Annotated in this window: 14 protein-coding genes; 6 read left to right on the top strand and 8 right to left on the bottom strand. The window is 54.5% G+C overall.

The window, feature by feature from the left end; all coding sequences use genetic code 11:
- The first annotated feature begins 2 nt into the window (after positions 1–2).
- From lpxA to AUQ42_RS10005, 4 genes are all read left to right on the top strand, one after another.
- Positions 3–806, top strand: coding sequence for an acyl-ACP--UDP-N-acetylglucosamine O-acyltransferase (gene lpxA, locus AUQ42_RS09990; RefSeq protein WP_068518942.1), 804 nt, complete (start codon positions 3–5; stop codon positions 804–806).
- Positions 787–1,650 carry an LpxI family protein gene (locus tag AUQ42_RS09995; RefSeq protein ID WP_068518943.1) on the top strand — a complete coding sequence of 288 codons (864 nt, stop codon included), beginning with the start codon at positions 787–789 and terminating at the stop codon, positions 1,648–1,650. The genes lpxA and AUQ42_RS09995 overlap by 20 nt, the downstream gene beginning before the upstream one ends.
- Positions 1,643–2,809: a lipid-A-disaccharide synthase gene (gene lpxB / locus AUQ42_RS10000; protein ID WP_068518944.1), complete on the top strand. Its 1,167-nt coding sequence runs from the start codon at positions 1,643–1,645 to the stop codon at positions 2,807–2,809. The genes AUQ42_RS09995 and lpxB overlap by 8 nt, the downstream gene beginning before the upstream one ends.
- 75 nt (positions 2,810–2,884) lie before the next feature.
- Positions 2,885–3,325 carry a VOC family protein gene (locus tag AUQ42_RS10005; RefSeq protein ID WP_068518945.1) on the top strand — a complete coding sequence of 147 codons (441 nt, stop codon included), beginning with the start codon at positions 2,885–2,887 and terminating at the stop codon, positions 3,323–3,325.
- 112 nt (positions 3,326–3,437) lie between these two features.
- On the opposite strand, the gene AUQ42_RS10010 is transcribed toward AUQ42_RS10005, so the two are convergent.
- Both AUQ42_RS10010 and gltX read right to left on the bottom strand, forming a co-directional pair.
- Positions 3,438–4,745: a citrate synthase gene (locus AUQ42_RS10010; protein WP_068518946.1), complete on the bottom strand. Its 1,308-nt coding sequence runs from the start codon at positions 4,743–4,745 to the stop codon at positions 3,438–3,440.
- Between the two features lie 111 nt (positions 4,746–4,856).
- Complete coding sequence (gltX, locus tag AUQ42_RS10015) at positions 4,857–6,263, bottom strand: glutamate--tRNA ligase (RefSeq protein ID WP_068518947.1); 1,407 nt, start codon at positions 6,261–6,263, stop codon at positions 4,857–4,859.
- Positions 6,264–6,440: 177 nt separating this feature from the next.
- Here gltX and AUQ42_RS10020 point away from each other — a divergent pair, with 177 nt between their 5' ends.
- Complete coding sequence (locus tag AUQ42_RS10020) at positions 6,441–8,555, top strand: ComEC/Rec2 family competence protein (protein WP_068518948.1); 2,115 nt, start codon at positions 6,441–6,443, stop codon at positions 8,553–8,555.
- A gap of 105 nt (positions 8,556–8,660) precedes the next feature.
- On the opposite strand, the gene lexA is transcribed toward AUQ42_RS10020, so the two are convergent.
- The 5 genes from lexA to AUQ42_RS10045 all read right to left on the bottom strand — a co-directional run bounded on the left by lexA (position 8,661) and on the right by AUQ42_RS10045 (position 12,460).
- Complete coding sequence (gene lexA, locus AUQ42_RS10025; protein ID WP_068518949.1) at positions 8,661–9,368, bottom strand: transcriptional repressor LexA; 708 nt, start codon at positions 9,366–9,368, stop codon at positions 8,661–8,663.
- 158 nt (positions 9,369–9,526) lie between these two features.
- A complete protein-coding gene (gene moaC / locus AUQ42_RS10030; RefSeq protein ID WP_068518950.1) occupies positions 9,527–10,006 on the bottom strand; it encodes a cyclic pyranopterin monophosphate synthase MoaC in 480 nt (159 codons plus the stop codon).
- 19 nt (positions 10,007–10,025) lie between these two features.
- Positions 10,026–10,823 carry an indole-3-glycerol phosphate synthase TrpC gene (trpC, locus tag AUQ42_RS10035; protein WP_068518951.1) on the bottom strand — a complete coding sequence of 266 codons (798 nt, stop codon included), beginning with the start codon at positions 10,821–10,823 and terminating at the stop codon, positions 10,026–10,028.
- A complete protein-coding gene (gene trpD, locus AUQ42_RS10040; RefSeq protein WP_068518952.1) occupies positions 10,820–11,854 on the bottom strand; it encodes an anthranilate phosphoribosyltransferase in 1,035 nt (344 codons plus the stop codon). Before trpD ends, trpC begins: the two co-directional genes overlap by 4 nt.
- 33 nt (positions 11,855–11,887) lie before the next feature.
- Positions 11,888–12,460 carry an aminodeoxychorismate/anthranilate synthase component II gene (locus AUQ42_RS10045; protein WP_068518953.1) on the bottom strand — a complete coding sequence of 191 codons (573 nt, stop codon included), beginning with the start codon at positions 12,458–12,460 and terminating at the stop codon, positions 11,888–11,890.
- A gap of 270 nt (positions 12,461–12,730) precedes the next feature.
- Here AUQ42_RS10045 and AUQ42_RS10050 point away from each other — a divergent pair, with 270 nt between their 5' ends.
- Positions 12,731–13,957, top strand: a complete 1,227-nt coding sequence (locus AUQ42_RS10050) for a divergent polysaccharide deacetylase family protein (RefSeq protein WP_068518954.1) — start codon at positions 12,731–12,733, stop codon at positions 13,955–13,957.
- Between the two features lie 77 nt (positions 13,958–14,034).
- Here AUQ42_RS10050 and trpE read toward each other — a convergent pair whose 3' ends face one another.
- Positions 14,035–15,534: an anthranilate synthase component I gene (gene trpE, locus AUQ42_RS10055; protein WP_068518955.1), complete on the bottom strand. Its 1,500-nt coding sequence runs from the start codon at positions 15,532–15,534 to the stop codon at positions 14,035–14,037.
- Between the last annotated feature and the right edge of the window lie 17 nt (positions 15,535–15,551).

Consider the following 15,551-nt stretch of genomic DNA (forward strand, 5'->3'; position numbering starts at 1 on the left):
TAATGTCAAAAGTGCATCCAACCGCCGTTGTCGAAGATGGCGCGCAGATTGGTCAGGATGTCGAAATCGGGCCGTATTGCGTTATTGGTCCGAATGTTGTCTTGGGTGACCGTGTCAAATTGCACAGCCATGTTGCGGTGGCCGGGCTCACGACCCTTGGCGAGGAATGTGAAGTCTATCCGTTTGCTTCGGTCGGTCATGCGCCGCAGGACTTGAAGTTCAAGGGCGAGCAAAGCCGCCTTATCGTCGGCAAGCGCACGAAAATTCGTGAAGGTGCGACCCTCAATCCCGGTACCGAAGGTGGCGGGATGGAGACCACCATCGGCGATGACTGCCTTCTGATGACCGGGGCCCATGTCGGGCATGATTGTCACGTTGGAAATCATTGCATCCTGGTCAATAACGGCACTTTGGCCGGGCATGTTGTGGTTGAAGATTTCGCAATTGTTGGCGGATTGTCGGCCGTGCATCAATTTGTGCGCATTGGCAAACACGCCATGATCGGTGGCATGACCGGTGTCGAAAGCGATGTGATCCCTTATGGGTCGGTGATCGGCAACCGTGCATATCTGTCGGGCCTGAACATTGTCGGCCTGAAACGGCGCGGATTTGATCGTGAAACCATCCATTCCCTGCGCAAGGCATACCGTTTGCTGTTTGCCCAGGAAGGAACGCTGGCCGAGCGCGTAGAAGAAGTTGCCAAAGACTTCGAGGGTGTCGGTCCGGTGATGGAAATCATCAACTTCCTCAAAGCGGAAAGCATGCGTTCCGTATGTACGCCGAAATATGACAGCTCCGCAGGATAATCCGCTACCGAAACTGGGGATTATTGCTGGGGGCGGGGCGCTTCCGGCCCGCTTGGCTTCTGCTGCGCAGACGGCCGGGCGGGCTGTTTTCGTTGTGAAACTTGACCGCCACGCCGATGACCCCGAACTCGACCAATATCCCGGAATAACGGCAAGGCTGGGGGCTGCTGCCAGGATTCTGGACGCGATGCGTGACAATGCTTGTCAGGATGTCGTCCTTGCCGGCAAGGTTGCCCGCCCAAGTTTCACGGCCATTCGGCCTGATTGGCGCGCGGCCAAGCTTTTGATGAAAGTCGGCATGAAGGCACTGGGCGATGACGGATTGCTGCGTCTGGTCGGTCAGGAGCTTGAACGCGAGGGCTTTCGACTGGTTGGTGCGCACGAAATTTTGACAGATCTTGCTGTTTCAGAAGGCGTTCTTGGCACCATCAAACCCGATGATCAGGCATTAAGTGACGCCAGACATGGCTTGCGGGTTGCCCGGATCCTTGGTCAGGCGGATGTCGGGCAGGGATGTGTCGTGCAACAGGGGCTTGTTCTGGCTCTCGAAGCGATCGAGGGCACGGATGAAATGGTGCGTCGATCAGCCAATTATCGTCGTGACGGCGTTGGCGGAGTTCTGGTCAAATCATCCAAACCTCAGCAGGACAAACGCCTTGATCTTCCGGCTATCGGTCTGACGACGTTGGAAGAAGCCCACAAGGCAGGCCTGCGTGGTATTGCGCTTCTGGCTGGTGGGACAATGATCATTGACCGGTCGGCTGTGATTGAACGTGCGGACAGGCTCGGGATGTTTGTCATCGGCATCCGTCCGGAACATGACGGGGATCCCGAAAATGACTGATGATGCCCCGGCAACCGGGCCTAAAATCATGCTTGTTGCGGGCGAGGCATCCGGTGATCAGCTGGGCGGGCGTCTGATGGCGGCAATTAAACGTCAGGAACCGGAAGCCCGTTTCATCGGCGTCGGTGGCCCGCGCATGGAAAGCGAGGGCCTTAAAAGCCTGTTTCCGATGAATGAGATGTCCGTCATGGGGCTGACCGAGGTCGTGCCCCATATTCCGCATCTGCTCAAACGGATCTCGCAAACGGCGGAATTTGCCAAAACACAAAGGCCCGACGCCGTCGTTACCATAGATGCCCCGGATTTCAGTTTTCGCGTTGGTAAAAAGCTGAAGGGCAAAGGCATTCCCCTGATCCATTATGTCGCACCATCGGTGTGGGCCTGGCGGGAGGGACGGGCAAAGAAGATTGCCGGATTTCTGGACCATCTTCTCGCGCTATTGCCGTTTGAACCGCCATACTTTGAAAAAGAAGGCCTTCCAACCACCTTTATCGGCCACTCAGCGGTCGAAGAGCGTCATGACGGCAATGCTGAACGGTTTCGGGCCAAACACGATCTGGACGCGGATAAACGGCTTTTGGCGGTATTGCCCGGCAGCCGCAATTCCGAGGTAAAGCGTCTGTTGCCGATTTTCCGGGAAGTAATTGACGCCATCGCTGCAAAATATCCCGATACCCGGATTGTCGTGCCGACGGTCAGTAAGGTGGCGCAAACGGTAACCGACGAAATGCAAGACTGGCCGTTATCGCCGATTGTCGTTACGACCGATCAGGAACGGCATGATGCGTTTGCGGCGGCCAATTGTGCCCTTGCCGCATCGGGTACGGTATCGCTGGAACTGGCGATTGCCGGTGTGCCGCATGTCATTGCCTATCAGGTCAATGCGATTACGGGCTGGATCGCCAAACGTCTGATCAAGATTGACACCGTCACCATTGTCAATCTTGTCCTCGGGCGGAAATTGATCCCCGAGTTTCTCCAGGACAAATGCCGGGCAAAGGCGATTTTGCCTGCGCTTGAAGATTTGCTGAATGCGACCCCGACATATGAACAGCAAAAGGCCGGATTTGACGAGGCATGCCAGATGCTTGGTTTCGGGGATCGCGCGCCCAGCGAAAAAGCAGCCGAACAAATTCTGGCAATTATCGCTAAAAAATAATGGCTAACGACTGGCATCGGTCGTGAAATGCATTTAGTTTCAGGTCATTGATCAATCCATGACGGAGACATTGCTATGCGTTATTTGCACACGATGGTGCGTGTCGAAAATGTCGATGAATCGCTGAAATTCTATTGCGATCTGCTTGGCATGAAAGAGACCCGCCGTATCGAGAGCGAGCAGGGGCGTTTCACCCTGATCTATCTGGCTCCGCCGGCTGATATCGAAAGTGCCAAGGCAACCAAGGCCCCGGAACTCGAACTGACCTATAACTGGGATCCGGAAAGCTATACCGGTGGGCGCAATTTCGGCCATCTCGCCTATGAGGTCGACGACATCTATGCGACCTGTCAGAAGTTGATGGATGCCGGTGTTACCATTAACCGTCCGCCGCGTGACGGCCGCATGGCGTTTGTGCGTTCGCCTGACGGAATTTCGATCGAATTCCTTCAGAAGGGCGGTAACCTTGAGCCGGCCGAACCATGGGTAAGCATGGAAAATACCGGCAGCTGGTAACACGGTATATCCGGTGAACAGCCAATACCTGTTCACCGGGATTGAAATGCAAAAAGGCCCGGATTTCTCCGGGCCTTCTTTTTGATCTTGTTCAGATCGTCGTCGGTACGACTTAGCGTTTGTCGACCGGAACGAACGGACGTTCTGCGACGCCGGTAAACAGCTGACGCGGACGACCGATTTTCTGCGACGGATCTTCGATCATTTCTTTCCACTGGGCGATCCAGCCGACGGTACGTGCAACCGCGAACAGCACGGTGAACATGCTGACCGGGATACCCATCGCCTTGAAGATGATGCCCGAATAGAAGTCGACGTTCGGATAGAGTTTCTTCTCGATGAAGTACTCGTCTTCACGTGCAATGCGTTCGAGTTCCTGGGCAACGTCAAGCAGCGGATCGCTGATGTTGAGTTCCTTGAGAACTTCGTGGCAGGTTTCCTGCATGACTTTGGCGCGCGGATCGTAGTTTTTGTAAACGCGGTGACCAAAGCCCATCAGACGGAACGGATCGTTCTTGTCTTTTGCTTTTGCAACGAATTCCGGAATGTTTTTCACATCGCCGATTTCGTTAAGCATAACCAGAACCGCTTCGTTCGCACCGCCGTGTGCCGGGCCCCACAGGGACGCGATACCAGCAGCAATACAAGCGAACGGGTTCGCACCCGAAGAACCGGCAAGGCGCACGGTCGAAGTCGAAGCATTCTGTTCGTGGTCGGCATGCAGGATCAGGATACGATCCATTGCCTTGGCCAGAACCGGATTGACTTCGTATTCTTCGCACGGGTTGCCAAACATCATCTGAAGGAAGTTTTCAGCAAAGCCCAGCTTGTTGTTCGGATAACGGAACGGCTGACCGATCGAATATTTGTATGCCATCGCTGCGATGGTCGGCATTTTCGCAATCAGGCGATAAGCCGAGATCAGACGCTGCTGCGGATCATTGATGTCGGTGCTGTCATGATAGAAAGCAGACATTGCGCCAACGACACCGCACATGATGGCCATCGGATGCGCGTCACGGCGGAAGCCGTTATAGAAATTGCGCATCTGCTCATGCACCATGGTGTGCATGGTGATGTCATTTTCGAACTGTGCCTTCTGGGTGGCGTTCGGGAGTTCCCCGTACAGCAACAGATGGCAGACTTCCAGGAAGTCGGAGTTTTCTGCAAGATCGTCAATCGCATAACCACGGTGGCGCAGGATCCCTACGTCGCCGTCAATATAGGTTAGCTCGGACTGGCAGGAGCCGGTCGAAGTGAAGCCCGGATCATAGGTAAAATATCCAGTTTCAGCGTACAGCTTGCGAATGTCGATAACAGACGGGCCTACGCTACCCTCAATCACCGGCATCTCGAACGACTTGCCAGTGGCATTGTCGGTCAGTGTTACGGTGTGGGAAGTCTTGGAATTCTGAGCCATGACTTATTTTTCCTTCCCTGTTTGAACGAACACGGTTTCAAGTTGGGTGCAGCATAATGCTGCGGCGCATTAAGCGCAAACAGACTATTAGTTTTTTATAATTCGCTGTTGTTATGCATCGAAATGTCGAATGCGTTTCAGCGTTTGCTCTTTGCCAAGCACGATCATTACTTCGAAGATGCCTGGTGAAGAATTGGAACCGGTAAGCACCGCCCGCAAGGGCTGCGCAACTTTTCCGAGTTTAAGATCAAGTTTCTCGGCAGTTGCACGAACACATGCGTCAACGTTCTCTTCGGTCCAGCTTTCAAGCGCTTCAAGACTGTTGGCCAATTCTGCAAACAGACCTTCAGGTGCGCTATCGATCAGGGACTGAGCTTTCTCGTTAACGGACAATACGCCGTCAGTAACATAGAAGGCCGAAGATTCGGCGAGCTCGATAAGTGTCTTGGCCCTTTCTTTAAGGCCTGACATGCCATTGATCAAGATTTCTTTTTGCGCTGCATCAATTGCATCGGTTCCAATAATGGCCGCAACCCGTTCGGAAATCTCGTCTACAAGCCGTTTATCATCGGCCTGACGCATGTAAATGCCGTTAAGGTTTGTCAGCTTCGCAAAGTCGAAACGTGCCGCACCCTTGCCAACATCCTTGATGTCGAACCATTCGATGGCCTGTTCCTGGGAAATGACTTCATCATCGCCATGACCCCAGCCCAGACGCAGGAGATAGTTGTTCACGGCTTCCGGCAGGAAACCCATCTCGTCGCGATAGGAATCAACACCCAGCGCACCGTGACGTTTCGACAGTTTCGCACCATCCGGCCCGTGAATAAGCGGAATATGGGCAAAGGTCGGAACATCCCAGCCCATGGCGTCATAAAGCGCCTTCTGGCGGAACGCGTTGGTCAGGTGATCGTCACCGCGAATGACGTTGGTAACGCCCATATCATGGTCATCAACAACAACCGAAAGCATATAGGTCGGGGTGCCGTCGCCACGCAGAATGACATAATCGTCAAGCTGTTCATTGGCGACACGGACTTCACCCTGAACCTGATCATTGATCACGGCGTCGCCATCCTGCGGCGCCTTGAGACGCACGACAGGTTTTACACCTTCCGGGACTTCTGATGGATCGCGATCACGCCAGGTGCCGTCATATTTCATCGGGCGACCTTCGGCGCGGGCCTTTTCGCGCATCGCGGTCAATTCTTCGGGCGTGCAATAGCAATAATATGCTTTGCCGGCATCCAGCAATTGTTGTGCAACTTCGGCATGGCGGTCGCGACGGGCGAACTGGAAAGTCGGTTCATCGTCTGCGGTCAGGCCAAGCCAGTTGAGCCCGTCAAAAATGGCTTCGACGGCCTCGGGCGTTGAACGTTCGCGATCGGTATCTTCAATACGCAGCAAGAATTTGCCGCCGGTGTGCTTGGCATAAAGCCAGTTATAAAGGGCGGTGCGTGCGCCGCCGATGTGTAAAAACCCGGTCGGAGACGGGGCAAAACGGGTAACAACCGTCATTCAATCTATCCGCTATCTGGATGTTGTCGCTTGTCGTATGGACTTTTGGCGTGCAGGCTATAGCACAAATGACACGCTGTTGCACCACAGCCGATGTTAGATAGAAACTAAGCTTAAGGCGGGCTATTGGACATTCGTCGTAATACTTTTACAAGAAGTATTAAAAAACAAAGGCTTGTGGGGTTTTTCTCGCAAGTCATATTTGTTGTTACAAGCCAAAGAAATAAATGGTTTCTGTCATCTGTTATCTTCTTTGGGTTGGGATGTGCCCTTTATTTCTTGCTTCCTGCGCGCATTTCCGTTGCAGAGATTTCAGTTGCCGTGATTCTTTCGTTCTGCGCGTTCTGGATGGTTCGCAGCAAAGCCTGGCTGGCATTTTTGATGCAACTGATGGCCAGTATTACAGCAGGTTGTCTGATCAGTGCCTTGCATACGGAACTGGGACCGGAAAATATCCCGACCAGAACCCTTTATTCGACCGAAATCACCGGAACTGTCATCGGTATTGAACCCCGCGGCAGTCGCATGCGCGTTACCCTTGATCCGACAAATATTCAGGGTCTTTCCAAAGATCAGATCGGCTGGAATATCCGGCTCAGTTTTCTCGGTGACAGTGCGCTTTCTATCGGTGATGAGGTGCGCGTAAAGGCACGGTTGTTTCCCCTGCGCCCGCCGTCGGTTCCCGGTGATCCCGATTTCGCGCGCAACCTTTATTTCAGCCAGATCGGCGCAACAGGGTTTGCATTCGGTCGTCAGTTCGAAGTGTTGAGCGAGAAGGATGCATATGAAAACAATGGCATAGGATCGATTGTTGAATATCTGCGTCAGAAAATATCCGACGTGATCAATCGATATGTAACCGCGCCCGAAGCCGGGATTGCCAAAGCATTGATCATCGGTGAACGCGGCGATGTCACTGCTGAAATTGCCGAGGATCTGAGAAAATCCGGGCTTGCCCATCTTTTGGCGATTTCCGGATTGCATATGGGGTTACTGTGCGGAACTGTTTTCTTTCTGGTGCGTCTGGGATTGGCTGCGATACCGGGGATCGCATTGCGCTATCCGGTCAAAAAATGGGCGGCACTTGCGGCCGCCGGGGCGGGGTTCATTTATCTCGGACTGTCGGGGGCAACAGTGCCGACGCAGCGGGCCTTTGTGATGCTGCTGGTTGTATGGATCGCCCTGTTGCTTGATCGCCGTGCCATATCGTTACGGCTCGTGGGGGTGGCCGCACTGGTTGTTCTGGTGTTAAGGCCCGATGCGGTACTTGGTGCCAGTTTTCAACTTTCCTTTGCGGCTGTAGGGGCACTTGTTGCCTTTTATGACGGGCCCGGGCGCCGTTGGCTTGACCGCCATGGCGGACGTCCGTGGCATGAACGTCTTGTGGTCTATATGGCGGGGCTTTTGATCACCAGTGTCATTGTGACGGTTGTGACGGCACCGATTATCGGATTTCATTTCGGGCGGATATCGGTGCTTGGCATTGTTGCCAATCTGGTTGCCATTCCGATAATGGCATTCTGGGTGATGCCGTTAATTGTACTGACGCTGGCATTCATGCCATTCGGGTTGGCGGGCGGTGTGCTTGCGCTGATGACGCCCGGATTGACTGTTCTGATCAAAACAGCATCCCTTGTCGCCGCCCAGGAATGGGGGTTGTGGTATGTGGCCGGTCTCGGTGATGTGGCAACCGCCTGTTTGTTGCTGGCAATTGCGTGGGCCGTGATCTGGCGCGATCAGATTGCCCTTGTGGTGTCCGGGCCGCTTTTGATCATTGCCATCATTGCGCAGGTGACCCACCAAACACCAGATGTTCTTGTATCGGGTGATCAGGAAAGCTGGGCCGTTTATGACAGGGAACTGGAAATCCTGCATGTGGCCGACGGACTTGGTGATTTCCAAAAATCCCTGTGGATGAGCCGTTTTGGCATCCGTCCGGAAGATGAAGCCACAAGAATAAGCCATTGTAAAAACGATCCCTGTCTTCTGGTCACTGGCGCTGGTGATAAGGAGACTAGGACCATTGTCGCAACCAGTCTGGCCAATCCGTTCTATGCCTGTCGCAATGCCGATCTTATGATTACGCTAAAAAACGATTTGCCAATCCGAACCTGTCGCCAGGCCGGGGCGCGGGTGATGATTGATGATGACGTCTTGTGGTGGCAGGGCGGTGTCGCCCTTGATACGGCTAAGCTTGATCAGGGAAGGTCGTCATTTGAAACCGTGCGGGCAATATCCGGTCACTGGCCATGGATCGTTATTGGCGGCAAAGCTGCTCCATCGCAACGGTAATCAGTGGCCGTGACTGGATCTGGTCGGGCGAACTGATCCCGAATACATAAAATCGCCCGAGTGAAGATCACAACGGGCGATTTTGTGTGTGCAGTTGTCGGTGGCTTAATACTGGCGCAGCAACCCGACCAGGCGGCCCTGAATGCGGACGCGATCCGGTGACAGGGCGCGCGTCTCATACCGGGCATTCGCCGGTTCCAGAAGAACCTCACCGCGCCCGCGTTTAAGGCGCTTAAGGGTCGCTTCGCTGTCATCGACAAGGGCAACGACAATCGTGCCATCATGGGCCTGCTCGCACCGCTGGATCAGAACGGTATCACCATCAAGGATGCCGGCCTCGACCATGGAATCACCCGATACTTCAAGTGCATAATGATCGCCTGATCCCAAAAGGGCAGCGGGCACCTGAACCATGGTGCTTTGATCACGCAATGCCTCAATCGGGGTACCCGCAGCAATTCGCCCGTAAAGCGGAAGCGAAATGGCTTCACCGGTTTCGGAAAAGGCCGTAGGCACGGTTGCCGGACGATGGGGGGCTTTGCGCGCACTGGCAATGGATGTGACGTTGTTCGGGGTTTCGGGGGTGTCATCGTCGCTGTTTTCCGGAAGCCGGATGACTTCCAGCGCACGGGCGCGATGCGCAAGACGGCGGATAAAACCGCGTTCCTCAAGCCCGGTAATCAGACGATGGATCCCCGATTTGGATTTAAGGTTCAGGGCCTCTTTCATTTCATCGAAAGAGGGCGAGATACCGTGATCGCGAAGGTAATTGTCAATATAGACCAGCAACTCATATTGCTTGCGCGTCAGCATGATATTTCCCGAACCTGTAGCAAGAACAAAAAGGATACATAAATGTTCTACTTTAGTTCTTTTGTCGGGTCAAGCGCGTCGGGCCAAAAACAACGGATTGGCCGTAATTCAGGCAATAGTTGCGGCTTTTGAATTGTGCTCGCCCGCCAGCAAACACCCTAATCGGCGATGAAAGTCCCCGATTTCCCGCCTTCCTTGCGAGTGACGCGGATATCGGTAATCTGCATGGCCTTGTCGACAGCCTTGCACATGTCAAACACGGTCAAGGCGGCGACAGAGGCCGCTGTCAACGCCTCCATCTCGACACCGGTTTTGCCGGTGGTCTTGCAGGTCGCAGTGATATCGACCCCGTCAACATCATCGGCCAGTTCAAGATCAACCGTCACCGATGTCAGGGGCAGGGGATGGCAAAGCGGGATCAGATCGGGGGTCTTTTTTGCTCCCATGATCCCGGCAAGCTGGGCGATACCAAGAACATCACCCTTTTTGTGGCCACGATCGGCAATCAGCTTTGCCGTTTGCGCAGACATCAATACCCGCGCCTTGGCAATGGCAATGCGGGTGGTATCGGCCTTGTCCGAAATGTCCACCATCACGGCGTTGCCACCGGCATCAATATGGGAAAGCTTGTCTGTCATGTGCTTTGCCAGTCTCAGGTCAGGCCGCAAGGCCAAGAAGGTTGCGGGTTGCCGCAGTCACGTCATCCTGACGCATCAGGCTTTCCCCAATCAGGAAGCACTGCGCACCAACCTTGGCCATGCGTGCAAGGTCTTCGGGCGTGAACAATCCGCTTTCGGCGACCAGAAGACGGTCGCTATCGACCATGCCAGCCAGTTCCTCGGTCGTGGTCAGCGAAATTTCCATGGTCTTGAGGTTACGGTTATTGACCCCGACCAGACGCGATTTCAGTTTCAGGGCACGTTCAAGTTCCGGCGCGTTGTGAACTTCGATCAGAACATCCATGCCAAGACTGTGTGCGGCATCTTCAAGTTCGGCAGCCAGTTCGTCTTCAAGAGCTGCCATAATCAAAAGAATGCAATCGGCCCCCAAGGCGCGTGCTTCGGTGATCTGATAGGGATCAACCATGAAATCCTTGCGCAATGCCGGAAGATCAACAGCCGCACGCGCCGCCACAAGATAGCTGTCATCACCCTGGAAATAGGGCACATCGGTCAGAACCGAAAGGCAGCTTGCCCCGCCAGCCTGATAGGCCTTTGCCAGTTCCGGCGGATTGAAATCGGCGCGGATTAGTCCCTTGGATGGGGATGCTTTCTTGATTTCGGCAATCAGGCCATAACGGCCATCGGCAACACTGGTTTCAAGGGCCTTGATAAAGCCGCGTGGTGCCGATTGAGCTTTGGCTTCGGCTTCAAGTGTGCCAAGGCTTTTGCGGGACTTGCAGGCGGCAACGTGTTCGCGTTTGTCGTCGCAGATTTTCTTAAGAACGTCGCTCACGCTGCGTTTCCTTCGTTGGTAATGGTGACAAGACCCTGAAGCGTTTCTGCGGCCTTGCCGCTATCAATTGCTTCGGATGCCTTTTTGATGCCATCGGCAAGATCGCTGGCAACGCCGGTCACCACAAGTGCCGCCCCGGCATTCATCAGAACGATATCGCGATAGGCATCTTTTTTCGCTGCCAGAAGGTCAAGAATGGCCTTGGCATTCACATCCGCATCGCCGCCCTTAAGGTCATCAAGCGTTGCTGTCTCAAACCCGAAATCGCCCGGGGAAATTTCAAAGGTCCTAACATTGCCGTCTTTGACTTCGGCGACAAAGGTCGGGCCCGTGGTCGAGATTTCATCAAGACCGCTGTGGCCATGAACCACCCATGCATGAACCGATCCAAGGCGATTGAGCACATGGGCAACCGGTTCGACCCATTCCTTGGCAAAGACGCCAAGAACCTGGCGTTTGGTCTTTGCAGGGTTGGCAAGCGGACCCAGCAGGTTAAAGATCGTGCGTGTGCCCATTTCAACGCGGGTCGGCATCACGTGACGCATCGCCGAATGGTGACGGGTCGCCATCATGAAGCACAGCCCAATCTCACGGAGGGCCTTTTCCAGCAATTTCATATCGGCATCAAGATTGACACCAAGCGCCATCAACACATCAGCCGAACCCGATTTCGACGATGCCGCGCGGTTGCCGTGTTTGGCAACAGTCGCACCTGCGGCGGCGGCAACAATCGCCGCACCGGTTGAAATATTGAAGGTGCCGCTGCCATCACCACCTGTGCCACAGGTATCAACCGCATTTTCCGGGGCAATGATGCCGGTGGCCTTTTCACGCATGACACGTGCTGCCCCGGTAATTTCGTCAACGGTTTCGCCCCGAATGCGCAACCCCATCAGGAAAGCCCCCATTTGCGACGGGGTTGCCTGACCCGACATCAGCACGTTAAAGGCCTGTTCGGCCATGCTTTCGGTCAGCTTTTCACCATCTGCGACTTTGGCCAGAATTGGCTTCAGATCATTATCAGTCGACATTCGGGTTTCCTCGGTTTGCGGTCCGGTGCGGTTTCAGGCGCCGGTAAAGTCGATAAAATTCTTTAACAATGCGTGGCCATGTTCCGATGCGATGCTTTCGGGATGGAACTGAACGCCATGTATCTGATGGGTTTTGTGCCGAACGCCCATGATCAGACCATCCGCGCTTTCGGCCGTGATTTCAAGACTGTCAGGCAAAGTTTCGCGTTCAATCACCAAAGAATGATAACGCGTTGCTTCAAACGGGCTTGGAAGACCGGCAAAGACGCTGGCGCCTGAATGGTTCATGGCATCGGTTTTGCCATGCATGCATTCGGGGGCGCGAACAACCTTGCCGCCAAAAGCCTGACCAATCGATTGATGGCCAAGGCACACGCCCAGAAGTTTGACCTGGCCGGCTGCTTCCCTGATCAGATCAAGACAGATACCTGCGCGTTCCGGATCACAGGGGCCAGGTGAAATCACAATGCCTTCGGGCTTGAGAGCAAGCGCATCTTTAACGGAAATCTCATCATTGCGGCGCACTTCGACCTCGGGGCCGAGTTCGCGCAGATAATGCCACAAATTGAATGTGAAGCTGTCGTAATTATCGATGAGGAGATACATCGGAAAAGGCGCCTGTACACATGAAGGTCGGCAGAGAATAAACGCCCTTGCCGCTACGTCAAGCGGAAGCAGGGTAAGGGTTTTTTCCTACAGCCGGTTGTTGTCGCCCGCGCATAAAGGATCTCTTAACCCGGTGCTAACCAGCACCGATTTAAAACATCCCGACAATATCCGACATGATCGGTCTATAATCACCATATGGGAAGGAGCTGCGAGGTCATCTTCGCAGAGCCTACGAGCGACCCAGAAAACGATACTGGAGACCACCGCGTGGCACGCCGGGCAACGACCGCCAAACGAAAAAAGGCGGCACCCAAAAAATCCAACCGCAAAAAAGCTGCACCGAAAAAGAAATCGGGTGGCATTGGCCGCCTGATGCTGGGGGGTGCCTTTGTTGCGGGAACGCTGTCGGCCATTATTGCCGTTGGCAGCATGCTTGAACTTGACCGCGCGTCCGACGAGTTCGGCCGTGCATCCGATCAGCGTGCACCCGACTATACACTTGCGGCACCCGAAACAAAGCCGATGCTGCGCAAGGATTATCAGCTTCCCGACACACCGCCCACGGGCATTCAGGGACGCACAGGCTATCTGATTGATGAAAACGGGCGCCAGACGGCAAATCAGACCAAAAATCAGGGGCAGGGTGGGCAAAACCTGTCCGATTTCGTCGAAAACCCGAAACCAGACTCCAAAACATCGGTCTTGCCTGGTGAAAGCGGTACGGATAGCCCGGCGCTGACAACTGCTACGCCGACAGACAATTCTGTGCCCTGGCGCAAATTTGCAGCCCTTGCCCCCGATGCCGGGCAGAAACCGGTCATTGCAATCGTGATTGATGATGCCGGTCTGGACCAGCCGCGCACCGCGCGCACGGTCAAACTGCCCGGACCGATCACGATTTCCTATTTGCCCTATGCTCGCGATTTGCAGCCGCAAGTCAATGCCGCACGCACTGCCGGGCACGAGGTCATGCTTCACATGCCGATGGAGCCGTCATCTGCTGCGGTGGATCCGGGGCCGCACGCGCTGCTTGCGACCTATGATCGTCAAAAAATCCTCAGTGAAATGAACTGGATGCTTGACCGGTTTGACGGTTATGTCGGTGTGAACAACCATATGGGCAGCAAATTCACATCCGATCCGGAACGGATGCGGATCGTGATGGAAGTCATGAAGTCGCGCGGATTGATGTTCCTTGATTCGCGTACAAGCGCCACATCGGTCGGCTATTCGACCGCCAACAAATTCGGCGTTCCCGCCATCACACGCGACGTTTTCATCGATGATGCGGATGATGCGGAAAAAATCGCAGAAATGCTGGCGCGTACCGAACGTGTAGCAGCCAAACAGGGATATGCGATTGCCATTGGACATCCCCGTGACCTGACGATCAGTGCCCTTCAAAAATGGATACCCGAAATCGAAGCACGCGGCTTTGTGCTTGTTCCGGTCACGGATATCTTGCGCCGGTCATCACAAAGCGTAACCGGTTAGTTTGATATTCTGAAAAATGCAGACATTAAAAGGGCCGCAAATGATTGCGGCCCTTTGGTATTTGATCAGCTTGGATATTACGCAAATCGGTATGCTTCGCGGGCCGCGGCCATCAGGGCACCGGCCTTGTTGCGGCATTCCTTGTGTTCGAGTTCCGGTTTGCTGTCGACGACAATCCCCGCACCGGCCTGAATATGGATTTTCTCGTCCTTGATGACGGCGGTGCGCAGCGCGATACAGGTGTCCATTGACCCGTCAGCCGAGATATAGCCGATACACCCGGCATAAATGCCGCGCCGTACCGATTCCAGTTCATCAATGATTTCCATGGCCCGAACTTTGGGGGCACCCGATACGGTTCCGGCCGGGAAGCCGGCCTTGAGCGCATCCATGGCGTCATATTTCGTTTCGTCAATCTGACCGACGACATTGGAAACGATATGCATGACGTGGGAATAATATTCGATCTGTTCGCGATCTGTGACGCGCACGGTGCCCGGTTTTGACACGCGCCCGACATCATTGCGACCAAGATCAAGCAACATCAGATGCTCGGATCGCTCTTTCGGATCATCCAGAAGGTCCTGGGCCATGACCTTGTCGTCTTCTGGCGTTTTGCCGCGCCGGCGTGTTCCGGCAATCGGGCGAATGGTGACTTCGCCGTCGCGCAGCCGCACCAGAATTTCCGGGCTGGCGCCGACCACCTGGAAACCACCAATATCAAGATAGAACATGAAAGGTGACGGGTTGATTCGGCGCAGCGCACGATAAAACGCAAAAGGCGGCAACTGATAGGGCAGCGTATAGCGTTGCGACAGCACCACCTGGAAAATGTCGCCAGCCCGGATATATTCCTTGGCCTTGTCGACCATGTCATAAAACCCGGCTTCATCCACGCTGACCTTCGGAGCGGGCAGGGTATCGGGCACGGATTTGGAACGGCGATCGATGAACAGATTGCGCTGGAACTGCATCACCACGTCATTGAGCCGCGCACAGGCCAGATCATAAGCCGCATTGGCATCAATGCCGTCTTCCGGGCGGACCGGGGTGACGACGGTTACGGTATCTTCGATGGTGTCAAAGCTTGCCGTGACGGTCGGGCGAATGAAAATGCCATCAGGTACGCCAAGTTCGTCTTTGTTGCTGTCTGGCAGCTTTTCCATCAGACGCACTGTGTCATAGCCCATATAGCCAACCAGACCGGCACTCATTGGCGGCAGATTGTCGGGCAGTTCGATATGGCTTTCGGCAATCAGCTTTTTCAGGCTTTCAAGCGGGGCTTCGGCTTCGTCAACGAAGGCGTCGGCATCGGCCATCGCACGGCGGTTCAGTTCGGCCTTGTTGCCAAAACACCGCCAGATCAGGTCGGGTTTAAGGCCCAGAAACGAATACCGACCGCGAACAGCGCCGCCTTCAACAGATTCAAGCAAATAGGTATTGGGCATGCCTTCGGCGATCTTGAGGAAAGCCGAAACCGGCGTATCCAGATCGGCTGTCAACGCAGTCCAGAGAACCTGCGAGACGCCGTTATCGTAATTTTGCTTGAAGCTGTTGAAATCCGGTTTGATTTCCATGGTCTATCCAAATGTTG

The sequence above is a fragment of the Thalassospira sp. MCCC 1A02491 genome (genome assembly GCF_001613785.1).
Classification (GTDB): domain Bacteria; phylum Pseudomonadota; class Alphaproteobacteria; order Rhodospirillales; family Thalassospiraceae; genus Thalassospira; species Thalassospira povalilytica.

Coding starts and splice junctions, on each gene's coding strand:
- lpxA (WP_068518942.1), top strand. CDS start 3: ATGTCAAAAGTGCATCCAACCGCCGTTGTCGAAGATGGCGCGCAGATT.
- AUQ42_RS09995 (WP_068518943.1), top strand. CDS start 787: ATGACAGCTCCGCAGGATAATCCGCTACCGAAACTGGGGATTATTGCT.
- lpxB (WP_068518944.1), top strand. CDS start 1,643: ATGACTGATGATGCCCCGGCAACCGGGCCTAAAATCATGCTTGTTGCG.
- AUQ42_RS10005 (WP_068518945.1), top strand. CDS start 2,885: ATGCGTTATTTGCACACGATGGTGCGTGTCGAAAATGTCGATGAATCG.
- AUQ42_RS10010 (WP_068518946.1), bottom strand. CDS start 4,745: ATGGCTCAGAATTCCAAGACTTCCCACACCGTAACACTGACCGACAAT.
- gltX (WP_068518947.1), bottom strand. CDS start 6,263: ATGACGGTTGTTACCCGTTTTGCCCCGTCTCCGACCGGGTTTTTACAC.
- lexA (WP_068518949.1), bottom strand. CDS start 9,368: ATGCTGACGCGCAAGCAATATGAGTTGCTGGTCTATATTGACAATTAC.
- moaC (WP_068518950.1), bottom strand. CDS start 10,006: ATGACAGACAAGCTTTCCCATATTGATGCCGGTGGCAACGCCGTGATG.
- trpD (WP_068518952.1), bottom strand. CDS start 11,854: ATGTCGACTGATAATGATCTGAAGCCAATTCTGGCCAAAGTCGCAGAT.
- AUQ42_RS10045 (WP_068518953.1), bottom strand. CDS start 12,460: ATGTATCTCCTCATCGATAATTACGACAGCTTCACATTCAATTTGTGG.
- trpE (WP_068518955.1), bottom strand. CDS start 15,534: ATGGAAATCAAACCGGATTTCAACAGCTTCAAGCAAAATTACGATAAC.